The organism is Puia dinghuensis (genome assembly GCF_014642875.1).
Taxonomy (GTDB): Bacteria; Bacteroidota; Bacteroidia; order Chitinophagales; family Chitinophagaceae; genus Puia; species Puia dinghuensis.
Genome location: NZ_BMJC01000001.1, coordinates 1,723,114 through 1,741,478, shown reverse-complemented (window position 1 = coordinate 1,741,478; position 18,365 = coordinate 1,723,114). Strand labels below are relative to the sequence as shown.

15 protein-coding genes are annotated in these 18,365 nt (G+C 52.8%); 10 read left to right on the top strand and 5 right to left on the bottom strand.

Features of this window, described 5'->3' with window-relative positions:
• Positions 1-24: 24 nt before the first annotated feature.
• On the bottom strand, positions 25-1,413 hold the full coding sequence (locus tag IEY39_RS07000; RefSeq protein WP_188929846.1) for a T9SS type A sorting domain-containing protein: 1,389 nt from the start codon (positions 1,411-1,413) through the stop codon (positions 25-27).
• A gap of 350 nt (positions 1,414-1,763) precedes the next feature.
• Between IEY39_RS07000 and IEY39_RS06995 the strand changes: the two genes are divergently transcribed.
• Positions 1,764-4,082, top strand: coding sequence for a Tex family protein (locus tag IEY39_RS06995; RefSeq protein WP_188929844.1), 2,319 nt, complete (start codon positions 1,764-1,766; stop codon positions 4,080-4,082).
• A gap of 10 nt (positions 4,083-4,092) precedes the next feature.
• Here the strand turns inward: IEY39_RS06995 and IEY39_RS06990 are convergent, their stop codons facing one another.
• From IEY39_RS06990 to IEY39_RS06980, 3 genes are all read right to left on the bottom strand, one after another.
• Positions 4,093-6,222 carry a T9SS type A sorting domain-containing protein gene (locus IEY39_RS06990; RefSeq protein ID WP_188929841.1) on the bottom strand — a complete coding sequence of 710 codons (2,130 nt, stop codon included), beginning with the start codon at positions 6,220-6,222 and terminating at the stop codon, positions 4,093-4,095.
• A 159-nt stretch (positions 6,223-6,381) separates the two neighbouring features.
• Complete coding sequence (locus IEY39_RS06985) at positions 6,382-6,921, bottom strand: anti-sigma factor family protein (protein WP_188929839.1); 540 nt, start codon at positions 6,919-6,921, stop codon at positions 6,382-6,384.
• Positions 6,905-7,483, bottom strand: a complete 579-nt coding sequence (locus IEY39_RS06980) for an RNA polymerase sigma factor (RefSeq protein ID WP_188929837.1) — start codon at positions 7,481-7,483, stop codon at positions 6,905-6,907. The genes IEY39_RS06985 and IEY39_RS06980 overlap by 17 nt, the downstream gene beginning before the upstream one ends.
• 152 nt (positions 7,484-7,635) lie before the next feature.
• Between IEY39_RS06980 and IEY39_RS06975 the strand changes: the two genes are divergently transcribed.
• Entirely contained in the window at positions 7,636-8,046 is a 411-nt protein-coding gene (locus tag IEY39_RS06975; protein WP_229688802.1) for a DUF6249 domain-containing protein, read from the top strand.
• A gap of 140 nt (positions 8,047-8,186) precedes the next feature.
• Here IEY39_RS06975 and IEY39_RS06970 read toward each other — a convergent pair whose 3' ends face one another.
• Complete coding sequence (locus tag IEY39_RS06970) at positions 8,187-9,785, bottom strand: S41 family peptidase (protein WP_188929835.1); 1,599 nt, start codon at positions 9,783-9,785, stop codon at positions 8,187-8,189.
• A 133-nt stretch (positions 9,786-9,918) separates the two neighbouring features.
• Between IEY39_RS06970 and IEY39_RS06965 the strand changes: the two genes are divergently transcribed.
• The 8 genes from IEY39_RS06965 to IEY39_RS06930 all read left to right on the top strand — a co-directional run bounded on the left by IEY39_RS06965 (position 9,919) and on the right by IEY39_RS06930 (position 18,365).
• Entirely contained in the window at positions 9,919-10,758 is an 840-nt protein-coding gene (locus tag IEY39_RS06965; RefSeq protein ID WP_188929833.1) for an N-acetylglucosamine kinase, read from the top strand.
• Positions 10,759-10,860: 102 nt separating this feature from the next.
• Positions 10,861-11,676: an N-acetylmuramic acid 6-phosphate etherase gene (gene murQ, locus IEY39_RS06960; protein WP_188929831.1), complete on the top strand. Its 816-nt coding sequence runs from the start codon at positions 10,861-10,863 to the stop codon at positions 11,674-11,676.
• A gap of 11 nt (positions 11,677-11,687) precedes the next feature.
• A complete protein-coding gene (locus IEY39_RS06955; protein WP_188929829.1) occupies positions 11,688-12,266 on the top strand; it encodes a hypothetical protein in 579 nt (192 codons plus the stop codon).
• A gap of 319 nt (positions 12,267-12,585) precedes the next feature.
• Positions 12,586-13,419 carry a prephenate dehydratase gene (locus tag IEY39_RS06950; protein ID WP_188929827.1) on the top strand — a complete coding sequence of 278 codons (834 nt, stop codon included), beginning with the start codon at positions 12,586-12,588 and terminating at the stop codon, positions 13,417-13,419.
• Positions 13,416-14,630 carry a pyridoxal phosphate-dependent aminotransferase gene (locus tag IEY39_RS06945; RefSeq protein WP_188929824.1) on the top strand — a complete coding sequence of 405 codons (1,215 nt, stop codon included), beginning with the start codon at positions 13,416-13,418 and terminating at the stop codon, positions 14,628-14,630. The genes IEY39_RS06950 and IEY39_RS06945 overlap by 4 nt, the downstream gene beginning before the upstream one ends.
• Positions 14,627-15,478 carry a prephenate dehydrogenase gene (locus IEY39_RS06940; RefSeq protein ID WP_188929822.1) on the top strand — a complete coding sequence of 284 codons (852 nt, stop codon included), beginning with the start codon at positions 14,627-14,629 and terminating at the stop codon, positions 15,476-15,478. Before IEY39_RS06945 ends, IEY39_RS06940 begins: the two co-directional genes overlap by 4 nt.
• Positions 15,479-15,544: 66 nt before the next feature.
• Positions 15,545-17,218 carry a DEAD/DEAH box helicase gene (locus IEY39_RS06935; RefSeq protein WP_188929819.1) on the top strand — a complete coding sequence of 558 codons (1,674 nt, stop codon included), beginning with the start codon at positions 15,545-15,547 and terminating at the stop codon, positions 17,216-17,218.
• 55 nt (positions 17,219-17,273) lie between these two features.
• Positions 17,274-18,365, top strand: coding sequence for a chorismate mutase (locus IEY39_RS06930; RefSeq protein WP_188929817.1), 1,092 nt, complete (start codon positions 17,274-17,276; stop codon positions 18,363-18,365).

Here is an 18,365-nt window from a genome sequence, read left to right as displayed (position 1 = left end):
TCCCCTGTAGCGGATGGATGCCGTTTATTGTTTCAAGACCTTTGTATTGTACATTTCGCCTTCCACCGACTGGATATGTATCAAGTAGATGCCGGCCGGCAGAGAGCTGATGTTGATGGAACAGAACTCGCTTGCCCAGACGCTCTGGATGATGAGCTTGCCGGAGCGGTCGAATATCCGCACGCTGGCGCCCTGCATGCTGCTTTTTGTTGTCCGGATCTGGATCTGATCCTTTGCCGGATTAGGCCAGCAGCTGACAAGAACATTGGACTGCTGGATATCGATCGTTTTGATGGCTGAATAGCTTGCCAAACCGTTGTTGTCTACCTGGCGGATGCGGTAGAAGTTCTTTCCGGCGGCGGGAGAATGGTGAATATAGGAGTAGCTTGCATCCTGCTCTTCATTGCCGGCGCCATCGATGAAAGCCAATTCTGTCCAGGTAGCGCCATCCTGGCTGTATTCTACGCCAAATCCCTTATTGTTCACTTGTGTGGAGACGATCCAGTTGAGTGATACATCTCCGTCGCTTTGCAGCAGTGCGGAAAAGCTGTGCCAGGTGACCGGCAGCAACGCTATCGGGAAGTTGCAGGAGGTGAGGTCAGCCCCTACGTTGCCGACGTTGAAGGTGCCGATGTAAGAGAGGGAATAATTGGCATTCATCATGTACAACCTGTTGTCTGCGGAGGTGGAGAGATACATCGCGCCGTTGGTGCCGAAAGCTACCCCGGCAAACGAGGTGCCGGTTGGCGTCAGCGTTCCGGGAGCGACGACCTTAATGACATTTACAGTGGCGGTGACCGTAGTCGGCACGGCGGCCTTTATCTCATAAAGCCCATATTGCGAGGAACTGGAAGTGCACATCCACAGATTTCCCAAGCCGTCCTCAGCAATGTCGCCGGAACTCTGGCTTTGGATGATGGCGGTAACATTAGCATTGTTCTGGTCCATCATAGTGGTTGTGACCTGGGTCCAGGAGTTGCCGGCAATATTGTAATAGAAGAGACCACCCATGACATCGAGACAATAGTAGCCTAATCCGTTGAAGGTGACGCAGCCCGAGTTCACATTGTTGGCGGTGGGGCATGAGGTGAGATAATTATATACGTTGAGGGTAGGGTCATAGGAAACGAACTGCTGGGTGCCGCTGGATGGGCTGCGCTTGAAGTAATAGAATTGCCCGTTGATGTTGTTGTAGCCTATGGCGTTCGCCCCGCTAGGAGCCGGGTTCGAATAGGCGGCGGTATTGACCTTTGCGCCCACATTGGCGTTGCTGGTGCTGATGGGGTAGATGGCTCCGGCATTGGTTAGGCCGTATATCGTTGTGCCGGGACTCGAACATACCTGGGCCATCATCACTCCCGAGAATGAGAGGCTGCACAGGGTCAGGATTAACAGTGAGTAGATCTTTTTCATGGGTCGGGATTTTAGGTTTATAGGGTTCGAAAAAAGATCGCTATCATTCTTTATATGTCAATAGGCATACCAACTATGCCAAAATGGTCTTCAGAACGATGGCGCCACAAATTACAATTAGTTGTCAATCAAATTATGTGGAGAAACTTTAAAGAGATACTATTAACGGCATTTTACTAGGATTTTTTACAACAAATAGTATGAAATTTGTCCCACACTGGGAACATATTTACTTTTTTGAGAATAAATGGTGCGGGCTCCCTGTTGATAACTCCAAATTTTTTCTTTCGGCTGATCTTTTACATTTGCACCCCACAAGTTGGAAACCTATCCCTGTTAAATGTGAAACTATGGAACCTATTTATATTCAGAAGATTGCGGAAAAGTTGTCTTTTAGTCTGCGGCAGATCAACAACATCTTTGATCTGCAAGCGGAGGGTGCCACGATCCCTTTTATGGCCCGTTACCGGAAGGAGGCCACCGGCAATATGGATGAAGTGCAGATAAACGATGTTGTCGAGCAGATAAAATACTTCAGTGAGCTGGACAAGCGCAAGGAAACGGTGTTCAAGACCATTGAAGGATTGGGCAAACTAACTCCTGAATTAAAGGAGCGGATCGCGGGTTGTTATGATGCAACCGAGCTGGAAGATATTTATCTGCCTTATAAACCCAAGCGCAAGACGAAGGCGACAACGGCCATCGAAAAGGGCCTGGAGCCGCTGGCGAAATTCCTTTTTGAACAGGGAGCGGGTGATCCTGCCGGGGAGGCCGGGAAATTCATCAACGAACAGGTGAAGGATTCGAAGGAGGCGCTACAGGGCGCCCGGGACATCATCGCGGAGTGGATCGCGGAGAACGAGCAAGCGCGGAACAAGGTGCGGCAGCTGTTCACTGAATCGGCGGCGTTGAGCGCGAAAGTGATCGCCGGCAAAAAAGAGGAAGAAGAAGCGCAGAAATACCGGGATTATTTTGAGTTTAACGAACCGCTGGCCGACTGTCCTTCGCATCGCATTCTCGCTATCCGGCGCGGGGAAAAAGAAGGCTACCTGATCATGGACCTCAACATCGACAAACAAACGGCGGTTGACGAGCTGGACAGAATTTTTGTAAAGGGTGGGCCGGCTGCTGCGGAAGTGAAGAAGGCCGTCGAAGATTCCTTTGACCGGCTGTTGAAGTCTTCCATCGAGAATGAGTTTCGGTTGATCAGTAAGAACAAGGCGGATGAAGAGGCCATCCGGGTATTTGCGGAGAATCTTCGGCAGTTGTTGCTTGCTTCGCCGCTGGGTTCGAAGCGGGTGCTGGCGCTTGACCCGGGCTTCCGTACGGGTTGCAAGGTCGTCTGCCTGGATGCCCAGGGGAACTTCCTGCATAACAGTACCATCTATCCGCATCCGCCACAGCAGGAAGTGGCCGGCAGCATTACGGAGCTAAAGCGGCTGGTGGAGCGCTTTGACATCGAGGCCATCGGTGTCGGTAATGGCACAGCGGGCCGGGAGACGGAACAATTGGTAAGGGGAATCGATTTTGGGCGTCGTGTCAGCATTTTTATGGTGAACGAAAGCGGCGCTTCCATCTATTCTGCCAGTGAGGTAGCGCGCGAGGAATTCCCCGATCAGGATGTCACGGTGCGGGGGGCGGTGAGCATCGGCCGCCGGTTGCTGGACCCTTTGAGTGAACTGGTGAAGATAGATGCTAAATCAATAGGGGTAGGGCAGTACCAGCATGATGTGAATCAGAATAAGTTGAAAGACGAACTAGACCGGGTGGTGGAGAGCTGTGTGAACCACGTAGGTGTCGATCTGAATACGGCGAGTAAACATTTGCTGACCTATGTGTCGGGACTGAGCGCCTCGCTGGCGAAGAATATCGTCGACTACCGGGCCAAGAACGGGGCGTTTGCCACGCGGGAGGAATTGAAGAAGGTGAGTTTGATGGGGCCCAAGAGCTTTGAGCAGTGCGCGGGCTTTTTGCGGATAAGCGAGGCGGCCAATCCGCTGGACAACAGCGCCGTGCATCCCGAGAGCTATCATGTGGTGGAATCGATGGCGGCCGATCTTCATTGCAGTGTAGCTGATCTTATTGGTCAGGGTGAGCTTCGCAAGAAGGTAGATCGCAAGAAATATATCAGTGAATCGGTTGGGGAGTTCACGATCGGCGATATTTTAAAAGAATTGGAGAAGCCGGGCCGCGACCCGCGAGGTCCCATAGAGGAATTTCGATTTGAGGAAACTATCAAGACGATGGAGGATCTCAAGCAGGGGATGACGGTGCCGGGTATCGTGACGAATATCACCGCTTTTGGCGTGTTTGTCGACATCGGTGTCAAGCAGGATGGGCTGGTGCATATTTCGCAGCTGAGCAATACGTATGTTTCCGATCCGAATACGGTGGTGAAGCTGCAGCAGAAGGTGATGGTGACAGTGTTGGAGGTGGATATTGCGCGGAAAAGAATTTCGCTCTCGATGAAGGGGAATAGTAGTGGTCCAGGTGAAAAGAGAGCTGCAGGCGGACGACCTGCAGCTCAGAAGCCGGTGGGGGGCGCTACGGGGGGTAAGGGTGCGGCAGCCGGCAAGGGCGGTGGGGCCGGGGCTAAAAAGGGTGTGGAGGAAGAACCGGATTCTTTCCAGGCCAAGCTGATGGCGTTGAAAAAGAAATTCAAGGATTAGGACGCACTGTTCATAGTTTGATGAATTTGGCGATGTTGACTCGACCGGAAGGGAACAGCAGGATCACCGTATAGACGCCCTGGTGCAATGATGTCACGTCCAGCCGGAACTGATTGGCTCCCGACACCAGATTGAGGTTCCTGGTTTGTAAGGGAACACCTGTCGAACCGATGATCTGTAGTCTGACCCGGGCATTCTCACCTGCGTTGACAGAGAGGTTCATGCGGCCCGTTTGGATGGGATTGGGGGCGATCTTCATGCCGCCGTCTCCGGTCCTGTCATTTTGCGCATCCTGGTCTTCATCGTCTTCATCATCGTTATCGTTATTGATCTTCGGCACACAGGAAGCCATATCACCCCGCAGGTTGTTGCCTAACAGCGGCAGGGCTGTCTGCGTGATCAGGGTGATCTCGCCGGTGCTGACATTACCCCGATAGAATTTTCCATCGATGGTGAGGATGAACAAGCCACCGTCATCACCGGAGAAGAGACCGCACATGTCCCTGATGGGGGGATTGGGCTGTTTGGCCGTTATGCAATTCAGGACCGGGAATTTCGCGAAGGGGTTGAAGTGACCGATGGCAGCTGGGGTGGGCGAGGCTGCGCTTGTCGGGAAGGTGGTATAGATGATATGGTTGACGGGGTCGAAGGAAATATCCTGCAACAGCCCTTCCTTTGGATTGAGCAGTCCCGTGATGATATCCGGCGCACAGGTGCCTATGGAGACCTCTTTGTATTTGATGGATATAGTATCCCCTTCTTTGAGACTGGAAACGTGGTGGATGGTGCCGAGGAATAACCTGGGGACCGACGACAGGCTTATCGGGGTGTCCGCAGTGATTGCCGTAAAATAATAATTGTCATTACCATCCATGGTACCGGCCGCGGTATTGATGATCGAAAGGTTGCGACCGCCAGCCGGGGGTGGTGTGAGTCTGCTGATGTTTACGAAGCTGCCGAATTTGTCCACGCGGGTGAACCAGGGATCGGTGACGCTATCGGTCTCGTGCAGGCCGTATAGGAATCCATCCTTGTTATTCAGACCAAAGCCGTTGATCTGTAGCGGTATGGGGTTGCCCGATGATTGGATGTTGCCTGTCTTGTCGATGGTAAAGATCTGATAGGGTGTACGGGTGCTGTTGATGCCGGTGCGGGTGACGGCCACCGATACGCCGGGGCAATTGTCGAAGGCGACCAGGGGTTTCTTACCGATGCAGGAGGCCATGTCTCCCCGCAGATTGCCATCCAGGAGGGGCAGGGAAGTTTGTGCGACGAGGCTGATGGCACCGGTGGTGACATTGCCTTTATAATCTTTTCCATCAGTGGTGAGGATGAACAGGGAGCTGTCGTTGCCAAAGTAAAGTCCGCACAGATCGTTTGTGGGGATATTAGGCTGCGGCGGGGGCATACAGGTAAAGGTGGGGCTGTCGGCTGGGTTGAACCAGGCGAGCATGCCGGGGGTTGGTGATGTGCCGGGCGCCCGGAAATAGGTGTATATATTGCCGTTGGCGGGGTTAAAGGCGATGTCCTGCAAGACGCCCAAAAGCGGGTTGGTCAGGCCTGCCAGGAGCTGAGGCAGACAAGTGCCTGGGTTGATCGGGGTATATTTTATCCCGATGGGATTGTCGTTTTGGGTCAGGCGTGAAACGTTGGCGACTTTTCCGACGAATAATTCGGGGATCTCCATGGTGTTTTGGAGGTTGACGACCAGCGCAAGGAAATAAAAATTGTCCTTGTCATCATTGGTGCCGGCGGCCGTATTGATGAGACCGACGTGGAAGGGCGCCGTTGGGGGAGGCAGGAGGGTGCCGATGTTGACGAAATTCCCGTTCTTATCTACTCTTGCCAGGAAGGGGTCGGCTACGTTGGAAGTCTCATGGATCCCATACAGGAACCCATCGGTGTTTTCGAGGCCAAACCCGTTGATCTGGAGGTTGATGGGGTTGCCTGATGGCTTTATACCCCCTGCCGAGTCGATGAGGTAGATCTGAAAGGGAGCGATGGTTGCGTTGAGGCCGGGCCGGGTAATGGCGACAGATGTGCCCGGGCAATTGGAAAAGGGTTCCAATGATTGGGCGCTTGCGGCGAGTGTGGAGAAAAATACGATTGGGCAGAAGAAGGCGCGTAGAAAATTTCTCATATAGCAAGGTTTTGATTAGCAAGAGATAACCTGAAATGGACGACAATGCGGCTTATGGATGGAGGGGGAGAAAAGGAAGATAGGCCCGTGAGGCTTGACAGTAAGAACGACAGGAAGGATGGATCGGTTGCCCGTTGGTTTGGTAATGCAAAAATCAGGCTAAATGCTGCGGGACTGTTTTTTTTGTTGGAGGTACATATCGAGCAGCATGAAGCCCAATACGACGACGATGAGCAGGGACAGGCTAAACCAGGTGCTATAAAAGGTTTTATTGGCGCCCATGTTGCCCAGGCGGGCTAATTTATCGACGGGGAGATTGAAGGTATTGTCGCCGCCCGAGCCCGAGCCGGATGTCCATTTGAATTGGGAGAAGAGATAAGCCAGCACGCCAACGATCATGGTTAGGTAGAAGGCGCCGATGCTGCGGATGATGTTTTTATTAATATAGGATTTTGTGGCCGGAGCCACATGATGGCGGGTGATCTCCTCCATGACATTCTTTGTGAAGCGCATGGATGGTGCTTCCAGCTCAGATTCGTTGAGTAGCTGCTGGAAGTGCAGCAACTCCTGGTGTTTTTGTTGCCATTCCCGGTTGGTTGCCAGCAAGGTTTCGATCGCCGATCTTTCGGTGGGGCTGCAAAGCCCGTCGATGTACTCCCAGAGACGATCTTCCATCGGCTGTTCAGTGTTCCAGCTCATAACTAAAATATTTTTCCATTTTTTCTTTCAGGCGATGGCGCGCCCGGTGTAATTTAACTTTTACGGTGTTGGGGTCCAGGCCCATGATGCGACCGATCTCCTCGAGGGTCTGTTCGCCCTTGTAGAAGAGGGTGATCAACTGTCCGTCGTCGGGGCTGAGGAGCCGGATCGCGGCGTTGACCATGGCGTGCCGGGATTTTTGTTCGATGATATTGGCGTTGAACCCCGACTCCCGGTTCTCCAGTTGTGCAAGGGTACGTTCGTTGTCCATCGAAGCGATGGTCAATTTTTTTTTTCGCAGGAAGGTGATACAACTGGTTCGGACGACGGTGTAGAGCCAGGTGCTGAACTTGGCCTCCCCCCTGAAGTCGGCCAGGGAGCGGTAGGCCTTGACGAAAACGTCCTGGCTGACCTCCTCGGCGTCTTCCCGGTTGCCGGTGAAACGAAGCACGAGCGTAAACACATATTGCTGGTACCGTTGCACCAATTGGGCAAACAGCACCTGCTCTCCTTGCAGGATTCTTTTAATAATCTCTGTGTCAGTGAGGTCGGTATGCGTCACGACTGATAAGACTACGGGTTGGCCGCGCAGGTTACAAAGAAAGATACAAAAAATAAACCAGGCATTTGGCGTGAAGAGGTGTAACCTGGATGTGTCGGGTGTAGTCTGAAGTGATGTAAACAGAATTTTTTAAAAGTTAAACATCAATTAATATGGGTCCAGAGCAATTAGTATTTGTATGGCTCATGCTCTCCAGCCTGGGGCTTTTTGGAGTAATCTTCGGATGGCGTTATATGCGTAACAGGGAGAATATGGCAATGATCGAAAAGGGGATCGATCCGAATATCAAGCCGGAGCGCCCGCGGCCCGCGCCTTTCCGCAATCTGAAATGGGGGCTGTTACTGGTGGGGGCAGGTGTGGGATTGTTTTTTGCCTATCTTCTTGACAATACCTTGTTATATAACATAGGGCATAATTTCGACAAGTTCGAAAATGAACACTATGTCAATGGCGGCAATGTGTCGATCTATTTCGCGCTTATTGCTATCGGTGGTGGTCTTGGGCTGATAGCCTCCTATCGCATCGAGAAGAAAGAATTGCTGGATAAGCAGCAGGACAAATAGTTTTGGGCCGTTGGGCGTTTGGGGAATATACGCCCCGGCCCAAAACGGCTTATGATGGGCCTTCGGCCAAAGGACCTGTGGTCCTTTTTGTTTCGAATGGTAGTGTTACAATACGGACCGGCTTTCCAGCCGGTCCTTTTTTATTTCGCGACTACTTCGAGGGCTTTTGTAACGACAGGATCGTAGGCGTTGCTTACTTCATAATAGCCTTCCGTGCGCCAGATCTGCCGGGCCATCATCGCCTTTAGCCGGTGCTTTAGCTCGTCTTTTTCTTTTGGGCCGACGTTGGTGAGGTTGATCGTATCTTTTGCGGCGTAGGTGGTGAGGCCCTTCCAGAGCGCTTCTTCGTCGTGGTAGCCGGTGATGAATGCCTCCGGGGTTTTGAAGGGCTGGAAGGTGGAGAGATGCTGGATATAATAAGCGTAAATGAAGCGGTTGATGGTGCCATCTATATATAAGGCGGTGGCATTGCGGGAGAAGGTGCTGGTATCAAAGCCGATGAAGATGTCGGGGGTGATGCCGCCGCCGCCATATACGGTGCGGCGCTCGGGACCAAGCGTGCGGTATGCGGCTCCGGTATGTTTTGTCGACGTATCGCCATGGAGGACTTCCCCGTCGTGGAAGCGTTTCATCACTTCTTCGTTGTAGTCGTCGTGTCCTTTGTCATAGGGTTTTTGGATGCTGCGGCCGGTGGGCGTATAATACCGGGCGATGGTGAGGCGGAGGGAAGAGCCGTCGCTCAACTGGAAGGGTTGTTGCACCAGGCCTTTGCCGAATGTCCGGCGGCCGATGATGGTGGCCCGGTCCCAGTCCTGGATGGCGCCGGTGAGCACTTCACTTGCCGAAGCCGTCCCTTCATCGGTGAGCAGGACGAGCTTACCCTTTTCGAAAAGGCCGTCGCGGCGGCAGCGGTATTCGACTTTCGGGGAGCGGGCGCCAACCGTATAGACGATGAGCTTGTCGCCGTCGAGGAAGTCGTCGGCGATCTCGATGGACTCCTGGAGGATGCCGCCGCCGTTGCCCCGCAGGTCGAGGATCAGTTTTTGGAGACCTTCTTTTTGCAGCTGCATCAGGGCCTGAGCGAATTCTGCGTGGGTTGTTTCGGAGAAGCGGTTGATGCGGATGTAGCCGGTCTCTTTATTGATCATGTAGGAAACATCTACGGACGGCAGGGGAATAGTGCCCCGGGTGATGTGGACCTGCATGGGTTTGCCGGGTTCGCCCACCCTGAGAAGGGTGATGGCGACATCGCTGGAACCAGGTCCGCGCAGCAATTTACGGATACGGTCGTTTGTGATGCCGTTGCCTGCCACAACGGAGTCACCGACCTTCAGGAATTTATCCCCGACTTTGAGGTTGGCTTTGTCGCTGGGGCCGCCGGGTAATACATTTACTACGTTGACGGTGTCGTCGAAGATCTGGAATTCGACCCCGATGCCTTCGAAATTGCCTTGCAGGTCTTCGTTCACCTCCGTGACGTCGGCGGCGGGTATATAGACCGAGTGTGGATCGAGGTGGGTCAGCATCCCTTCTATAGCGTCGCCGGCGATGGTGTCCGGTGAGATGGAGTCTACGTAATTCATATTGATCAGATCCATCACTTCCTGCACGGGTGTCGGTTTACGGGCGACGAAGATGCCTGTAGGGCGGATATTGCCACGAAGGCGGAAACCGATGATCATCCCGACGATCATGACGATGGCGAATAACAAGGGTAGCCAGACCTGCAATTTTTTCATTCGAGTGATTTTAGCCGATTGAATTTAGCCGGAAGGCTGCAAATTAATGAATCATAAGTTAACTTGCATGCCAAAGCTGATGGGCGGAGGGCCTATGGGCCGGCCGGGACCAGGAAGAGTAAAAGACAGGCCAATGAATATATTGATTGCAGATAGTGGGGCCACCAAGTGTGAGTGGTGCCTGCTTTATGACGGAAAGAAAAAGAAGGTGGATACGCAGGGGATCAGTCCCTATTTTCTGGATGCGGCCGGCATCGGACAGGTGATCAGCCGGGAGCTGTTGCCGGCATTGAAGAAGGCGCCGGTTGAACAGGTGTATTTTTATGGGACGGGGTGTGCGAATCCGGACAACCGGAAGATAGTACAAAAGGCTTTGCGCGGCGCTTTTCCCGGCGCCAGTACCCATGTGACCCATGACCTGATGGGGGCGGCCATCGCGGTTTGCGGTTCGTCCAAGGGGATGGCCTGTAATCTCGGCACAGGCAGCTTCGCCTGTTATTTCGATGGCAGGAAGATAGCAAAGAGCAGCCCCGGGCTCGGGTATGTACTGGGGGATGAAGGCAGCGGGGCCTACCTGGGCAGGAAGGTGTTACAGTATTACCTGTATGATACCTTTGACGAGGAGCTGCGGTATAAGTTCGATGCCAAATACGTTACCAACCGGAAGGAGATACTGGAAAATGTATATAAAAAGCCGTTGCCCAACCGCTATCTGGCTTCGTTTACCCTTTTCCTGGTGGAGAACAGGGGGCATTATATGATAGAAAATATCATCGAGGACGGGTTGAATGATTTTTTCTTTAATCACTTGTGTAAATACCGGGAAAGCTGGAAATTGCCAATTCATTTTGTAGGGGGGGTAGCCTATGGCTTTAAGGATGTGATCAGGGAGCTGTGCAATACCTATGAATTTGAAATGGGCCATGTCCTGCGGAAGCCGATGGATGGGCTTATAAAATATCATCAACAATAACAAAGCGGACCACGGGTCTGCTGGCCGAAGGCCCATCATTAGACCGTGCGCCGGGGATGGGTAAATTTCGGAAACCTATTCCCGGCGCACATTTGAAAAAGCATGGCTATCGAGAAGGTTACCGAAGAGGAAAGCCGGTATCATCACCTGGATCAGATGAGTGTCAGGGAGATACTTACGAGTATCAACCAGGAGGATAAAACGGTGCCGGATGCGGTTGAAAAAGCCATACCACAGATAGAGAAACTGGTGGTAGCCATTACGGATAAGATGCTGGCGGGGGGGCGGTTGTTCTACATCGGCGCCGGGACGAGTGGGCGGCTTGGAGTGTTGGATGCCAGCGAGATACCGCCGACATACGGGATGCCATTCGATCTCATCATCGGGGTGATAGCGGGTGGGGAGACGGCGATCCGTAAACCGGTGGAGAATGCCGAGGACGACTACCAGCAGGGCTGGGTCGACCTGGAGCCATATGAAGTATGCGACAGAGACCTTGTAATAGGCGTTGCAGCCAGTGGTACAACACCCTATGTTATAGGGGCTTTGGAATCCTGCCGCAAACGGGGTATCCCTACGGGTTGCATCGTTTGCAATCCGGGGTCGCCGGTGGCCGACCAGGCTGATTATCCTGTCGAGGTGGTGGTGGGGCCGGAGTTCGTGACGGGGAGTACCCGGATGAAGAGCGGGACTGCTCAGAAGTTGGTGTTGAATATGGTGTCTACTGCTGTAATGATCCGGATCGGCAGAGTAGAAGATAATAAAATGGTGAATATGCAACTGACCAACAGTAAATTGGTGGACAGGGGTACCAAGATGGTGATGGAGGGGACGGGGATGACGGATTATGATAAGGCCCGGGAGCTGCTCTTGCGAAGCGGGAGTGTGAAGAAAGCGGTGGATTCCGCAACCATGTAAGCAATTATTTTATGCACGAGATAGAACCATTTTATAACTGGCGTCATTTGTATGTGAGCGAAGAGGACGAGAGATCGCCATTCTATGGGAGGGTTTATTCTGAATTCGAGTTCTCACAAACCATTTACAACTACTATATCCATCCGCAGTGGGATGATTTCGGGTCGCGGACATTGTATTTGAAAGTGCTGCTGGCCGACTACGAAGAGCATTATGCGGTGATCGAGCTGTTTGGGGAATGGAATGATGCTATCGAGAACGATATCATGAACCTGAAGCGGGAGGTGACCGATAAGTTCTTTGAGTTCGGGATCACCAAATTCATTCTTATCGCGGAGAATGTCCTCAATTTCCACAGCGGGGACAAGGATTATTACGAAGAATGGTTCGAGGAAGTGACCGATGCCGGGGGCTGGATCGCCTGTCTGAACATGCCGGAGCAGACGCAGTATGATTTCCGCAAGGCGAAGCTGAACCGGTATATCGAGCTGATCGAGCTGGAGAACTGGCGTACGTATAAGCCTTTTCACCTGTTTACGCTGATCGACAAGCAGATCATGCAGCGATTGGACGGTCCGGGAGGTAGTTGAGGGTAGTATTCCGGGCCTTAAAATAAATTTGGTAATTCGGGATAAGTCCCTAATTTTGGTGCACTGATAGTTATTATGAATATTACGAAGGCATACCGGTTTTTTTACTTTTTCTTTTATTTCTACTTTACGGGTAGACCGGGATTGCTTTTGTTAACAAGAAACTAAATAAAAACAGATTAACATAAAGAGTCCCGGTCAAAAGCCGGGATTTTTGCATTTTAGGACAATGATGGGCCACAGGCCCATCGGCCGAAGGCCAGACATTAGAGGTTTGTCGCCGGAGGCTAAATTCGACAGAAGCCGGAGGCGACAAATTATGAGTAAAAGAGTCTCGATTCAGGGTTATGAGGGCAGTTTTCACCAGGTGGCTGCGCAGCAATTCTTTGGAAAGGATGTGGAGGTGATCACCTGTGCTACTTTTCGGGAGGTGGTGAAGGTGGCATCGAACCGGAAGGAGAGTGATGGCGGGGTGATGGCGATAGAGAATTCTATAGCGGGAAGTATCTTGCCAAACTACAACCTGCTGCAGAAGAGTAATCTCCGGGTTGTCGGTGAGATCTACCTGCAGATAAAGCAGAACCTGCTGGTCAATCCCGGTGTCGGGCTGGATGATATCCGGGAGGTGCACTCCCATCCGATGGCCTTGTTGCAATGTATCGATTACCTGGAGAAGCACCCGCACTGGAAATTGGTGGAGACGGAAGATACTGCGCTCAGCGCCAAACACCTGCAGCAACATCGCAGCAGGCATACCGCTGCTATCGCCAGCAAGCTTGCCGCCGAGCTTTTTGGGTTGGAGGTGCTGGCGCCCGGCATCCAGACGATGAAGAACAACTATACGCGCTTTCTTATACTTCAACGGGAGGACAATGCGATGGTGGTTGCCGACCCCAACAAGGCGTCCGTGAATTTTCATACGGACCATTCGCGGGGCAGTCTGGCGCGGGTGTTGACGAAGATAGCAGAGGGGGGGATCAACCTGAGCAAGCTGCAGTCGTTTCCCATCCCGGGGAGCGAGTGGGAGTATTCTTTTCATGCGGATATGGAGTTTGATAGTCTTGGGCAGTTTCATGAGGTGATAGAGGCGATAAAGCCGATTACGGCGGAGCTGAAAATCTATGGAACATATAAAAAAGGCATTACAATATGAAGACTTCAAGTCTTATTACAACCGCCAAGCGGTTGGAAGGTATCGGGGAATATTATTTCTCGCAAAAGCTGCGGGAGATAGACGAATTGAACAAGCAGGGAAAGAACGTGATCAACCTGGGGATCGGCAGTCCCGACCTGCCCCCGGACCCGGAAGTCATCGAGGTGTTGAAGGAAGAAAGCGCGAAGCCTAATGTCCATGGGTATCAATCGTATAAGGGGGCGCCTGCGCTGCGGAAGGCCCTGGCGGACTGGTACCGGCAATGGTATGGAGTGGAGCTCGACCCCGATGCGGAGATCCTGCCGCTGATCGGTTCGAAGGAAGGCATCATGCATATCTGTATGACCTATCTCGATGAAGGCGATGGTGCGCTTGTCCCCAACCCGGGTTATCCCACTTACCGGAGCGCGGTGAAGCTGGCCGGGGGCGCCAGTATCGATTATTCGTTGACGGCGGGCAGTGACTGGTTCCCGGATTTTGATGAGCTGGAGCGGTTAGTAGCTGCAGGGGTTCCGATGAGGACCTGTGAGGTGGAGCCCCCGGGCCGGATCAAGCTGATGTGGGTGAATTATCCCCAGATGCCGACGGGGAAGCTGCCGACTCGTGAGCTGTTCGAACGGCTGGTGGATTTTGGCCGGCGGCATAAAATACTGATCTGTCATGATAATCCCTATAGCTTTATCCTCAATGATACGCCGATGAGTCTGCTGGCGACGCCGGGGGCAAAGGAAGTGGCGGTAGAATTGAACTCACTCAGCAAGTCGCAGAATATGGCCGGCTGGCGGGTGGGGGCTCTTTTGGGTGCGAAAGAGCGGATCGATGAGGTGTTGCGGTTTAAGAGCAATATGGACAGCGGAATGTTTCTGCCGGTGCAGCTGGCGGCGGCGAAAGCGCTTTCGCTGAGCAGGGAATGGTATGAAGGGGTAAATGCCGTGTACAAGGAGCGGCGGGAGCTGGCCTATGAGCTGCTGGTTAAGCTGAAGTGTGAATTTAGCAAGGAGCAGGCGGGGTTATTCGTCTGGGCAAGGATCCCTTCTTCGTATGCCGATGGGTTCGCGCTTAGTGACCGGGTGTTGCATGAGGCCGGGGTATTTATAACGCCGGGGGGTATCTTCGGATCGGCCGGTGAGAACTATGTCAGGGTAAGCCTTTGTACGCCAGTAGAAAAATTCAGGGAAAGCATAAATCGGATAAAATCGGCAGGAATATGAGGTTCGATACCGTTACGATCGTCGGAGTAGGTTTAATAAGCGGAAGTTTTAGTCTGGCCCTGAAGGATCGGGGGCTTGTACGCAGGGTTATCGGGGTTAGCCGGACGCAGGCTAGTACGCAGAAAGCGCTGGAGCTGGGGCTGATAGACGAGGCCCTGCCACTTGATGAAGCGGTGAAGCAGAGTGACCTGATCTATGTCGCTATCCCCGTGGATGTTACCATTCCCGTGATGGGGCAGATCATGGATATGATCACGGACCGGCAGATAGTGGCCGATGCCGGGTCTACGAAGCTGGCCCTTTGCGAGAGCCTGGACGGGCATCCGATGCGTAGCCGGTTCGTGGCGATGCACCCGATGTGGGGTACGGAATACAGCGGGCCGGAAGCGGCGGTGCGGGATGCATTCAAGGGCAGGTGTTGTGTTATCTGTGAAAAAGAGAAGAGCGATGCGGATGCCGTGGATGTGATGGAGGACCTCTACCGCCAGATGGGGATGCATTTTGTGTATATGGATGCGAACAGCCATGATATGCATGCCGCCTATGTGAGCCATATTTCGCATATCACTTCCTTTGCCCTGGCCAATACGGTGCTGGAAAAGGAGAAAGAAGAGAGCGCCATCTTCGAACTGGCGGGGGGTGGTTTTGAGAGCACGGTGCGGCTGGCGAAGAGTAATCCGTCGATGTGGCTGCCCATTTTTATGCAGAACCGGGAGCATGTGCTGGACGTGTTGAATGAACATATCAGCCAGTTGCGGAAGTTCAAGAGCTGTCTGGAAAAGGAGAATGAGGGGTATTTGAGGGAGTTGATGGAGAATGCGAATAAGATACGGAGGATCATTAAGTAAGGGGCTAAAATTAGGAAGGCCCCGCAGGGCCAAATTCCGTACCTTTGCGGCAAATTTTAAGAGTATATGACGACATTTGAAGGGTTAGGTCTGGATCCCCGGCTGGTACAGGCTACTGATGAGCTGGGATTCAAGCAACCGACGCCCATACAGGAGCAGGCCATTCCTGTATTATTAAGCGGAACAAAGGACCTCGTAGGATTGGCACAGACGGGCACGGGGAAGACTGCGGCATTTGGCCTGCCGCTTTTGCAGCTGGTGGATGTGGGGCAGCGATACCCGCAGGCGCTGGTAGTATGTCCGACCCGGGAATTATGCCTGCAGATAGTGAATGAAATGGAGCTCTTTAAGAAGTTCATGCCGGGGATGCATGTCATCGCGGTGTATGGCGGGACTTCCATCGGCTTGCAGATCAGGGATCTGCGCAGGGGGGTACAGATCGTAGTAGCCACGCCGGGCAGGTTGATCGACCTTATCGAGCGGAAGGCGATAAACCTGGACCAGATAAGTTATGTAGTGCTGGACGAAGCGGATGAGATGTTGAACATGGGTTTCCAGGACGATATCGAGTTTATTTTGCAGAATACGCCCAAGCGGGATGCTACCTGGCTGTTTAGCGCCACGATGCCGCCCGAGATCAGGCGGGTGAGCAAGAAATACATGCAGTCGCCGATGGAGATAACGGTGGGTAAGATGAATACGGCGAATAAGAATATCGACCACCAGTATTATGTGACGGCTGCACATCACCGGTATGAGACGTTGAAGCGGATAATCGATTTCAATCCCGGGATTTATGGGATCATCTTTACCCGGACCAAGGCCGATGCGCAGTCCATCGCCGAGAAGCTGACGAGAGAGGGGTATGACATCGATGCGCTGCATGGCGACCTGACCCAGCAGCAACGGGACAAGGTGATGGGGGAATTCAGGGAGAAGACGTTGCAATTGCTGATCGCGACGGATGTGGCGGCGAGGGGGATTGACGTAAAAGAGATCACTCATGTCATCAACTATGAGTTGCCCGATGATGTGGAGGTATATACGCACCGCAGCGGCCGGACGGGAAGGGCGGGGAGTACGGGTATCGCGCTGTCCATCGTGCATAGCCGGGAGATCGGCAAGCTGCGGCAGATAGAGCGGATCGTACAGGCGCCGTTCCATAAGATGGAGATACCCAGCGGGAAGGATGTTTGCCGGAAGCAGTTCTTTTCTTTTATGGAAAAGCTGTTGCAGGCGGACATCAGTCATGGGGATTATGAGACTTATGTTCCCATGCTGGCCGAGAAGTTTGCTGAGATCAGCAAAGAGGAAGTGTTGAAACGGGTTGCGGCGATGGAGTTCGACCGGTTTTTGAAATATTATGAGAATGCAGAGGACCTGAATGTGAGGGAGAGAAGCGTCGTTGGAAGGGATAGGGAGGCTCGCGGCGGGGAGAAGAGAGAGTATGGCCGGGCAGAAGGAAGGACCAAGGGAAGAGAGTATCACAATAATGGTGGCGACTATGCGCGGCTGTTTGTCAACCTGGGGACGAAGGATGGGTTTTATAAGGCCAGTTTTTTGCAGTTTATCCTTGACATGAGCGATCTGCGGAAAGAGGTGCTGGGGCGTATCGATATGAAGGAGATGAACAGTTGGATCGAAGTGGACAAGCGGGCGGCGCAGCAGATGATCCGGGCGATAGACGGGAAGAATTACAAGGGCCGCCGGATCAGGATGAATGATGCAAATAGCCGTTAGCGGGCCAGGGCCTGTTGGGGCGGCGCAAAATAAAAGTTTTTTAACAGTAACTAATATGGAAGCAACAGAAACAAAGAGTGCAAAGGAAATTGTTCAGGCAGCCTGGAACAAGCGTCCGCTGATCATTTCCGGTCCCTGCAGCGCAGAGACAGAAACCCAGGTCATAGAGACCGTGACCCGGCTCGCGAAGACCGGGAAGGTGGATATTGTAAGAGCCGGCATCTGGAAGCCGCGTACCCGGCCGGGCAGTTTTGAAGGCATCGGGACGAAGGGATTGCCCTGGCTTCAGCAGGCCAGGAAGCTCACGGGCCTTCCCATGGCTGTGGAAGTTGCTACCGCCAAACAAGTAGAAGATGCATTGCATTTTGACATAGATGTGTTATGGATCGGCGCACGAACGACCGTCAATCCGTTTAGCGTACAGGAAGTAGCGGATGCGCTTCGTGGCGTGGATGTGCCGGTGCTTATCAAAAACCCGATAAACCCGGATATTGAATTGTGGACCGGTGCGGTGGAGCGCGTGGCCAAGGCCGGGATCAAACAGATCGGGCTTATCCATCGCGGATTCAGCTCTTATGGCAACACCGAATACCGCAATGCCCCGATGTGGCATCTCGCGATAGAAATGAAGCGTCGCAGCCCCGGGCTGATGATGATAAACGACCCTTCGCACATCAGCGGAAGGCGGGATATCCTGCTGGATGTCGCTCAGAAAGCCATCGACCTGGATATGGACGGACTGATCATCGAATCGCATATCGATCCGGACCATGCCTGGAGCGATGCCAAGCAGCAGATAACACCCGAGCGGCTGGCCGAGATGCTCGACAGCATCAAATGGCGTCATGAGACGACCAATGAAAAGGATTTTATCGATGCGCTTGCCAAACTTCGCGAGCAGATAAATCATATCGATGACGAGCTGATCCAATTGCTTGGTCAGCGGATGAAGATCGCCGATGAGATAGGGCAATACAAGAAAGAGAACAATATCACCATTCTGCAGACTAACCGTTGGAATGCCATCCTGGAGAAGGCCTTTGCAAAAGGGGAGAAGCTGAATCTCAGCAAGGAGTTTATCACCAAGTATTATGATGCGGTGCATATGGAGTCCATCAACCACCAGAACAAGATCATGAATAGCTGA

What these genes read in the sequence shown, in the direction of transcription:
- IEY39_RS07000 (WP_188929846.1), bottom strand. Translation starts at nt 1,413, where the DNA reads ATGAAAAAGATCTACTCACTGTTAATCCTGACCCTGTGCAGCCTCTCA.
- IEY39_RS06995 (WP_188929844.1), top strand. Translation starts at nt 1,764, where the DNA reads ATGGAACCTATTTATATTCAGAAGATTGCGGAAAAGTTGTCTTTTAGT.
- IEY39_RS06990 (WP_188929841.1), bottom strand. Translation starts at nt 6,222, where the DNA reads ATGAGAAATTTTCTACGCGCCTTCTTCTGCCCAATCGTATTTTTCTCC.
- IEY39_RS06985 (WP_188929839.1), bottom strand. Translation starts at nt 6,921, where the DNA reads ATGAGCTGGAACACTGAACAGCCGATGGAAGATCGTCTCTGGGAGTAC.
- IEY39_RS06975 (WP_229688802.1), top strand. Translation starts at nt 7,636, where the DNA reads ATGGGTCCAGAGCAATTAGTATTTGTATGGCTCATGCTCTCCAGCCTG.
- IEY39_RS06970 (WP_188929835.1), bottom strand. Translation starts at nt 9,785, where the DNA reads ATGAAAAAATTGCAGGTCTGGCTACCCTTGTTATTCGCCATCGTCATG.
- IEY39_RS06965 (WP_188929833.1), top strand. Translation starts at nt 9,919, where the DNA reads ATGAATATATTGATTGCAGATAGTGGGGCCACCAAGTGTGAGTGGTGC.
- murQ (WP_188929831.1), top strand. Translation starts at nt 10,861, where the DNA reads ATGGCTATCGAGAAGGTTACCGAAGAGGAAAGCCGGTATCATCACCTG.
- IEY39_RS06955 (WP_188929829.1), top strand. Translation starts at nt 11,688, where the DNA reads ATGCACGAGATAGAACCATTTTATAACTGGCGTCATTTGTATGTGAGC.
- IEY39_RS06950 (WP_188929827.1), top strand. Translation starts at nt 12,586, where the DNA reads ATGAGTAAAAGAGTCTCGATTCAGGGTTATGAGGGCAGTTTTCACCAG.
- IEY39_RS06945 (WP_188929824.1), top strand. Translation starts at nt 13,416, where the DNA reads ATGAAGACTTCAAGTCTTATTACAACCGCCAAGCGGTTGGAAGGTATC.
- IEY39_RS06940 (WP_188929822.1), top strand. Translation starts at nt 14,627, where the DNA reads ATGAGGTTCGATACCGTTACGATCGTCGGAGTAGGTTTAATAAGCGGA.
- IEY39_RS06935 (WP_188929819.1), top strand. Translation starts at nt 15,545, where the DNA reads ATGACGACATTTGAAGGGTTAGGTCTGGATCCCCGGCTGGTACAGGCT.
- IEY39_RS06930 (WP_188929817.1), top strand. Translation starts at nt 17,274, where the DNA reads ATGGAAGCAACAGAAACAAAGAGTGCAAAGGAAATTGTTCAGGCAGCC.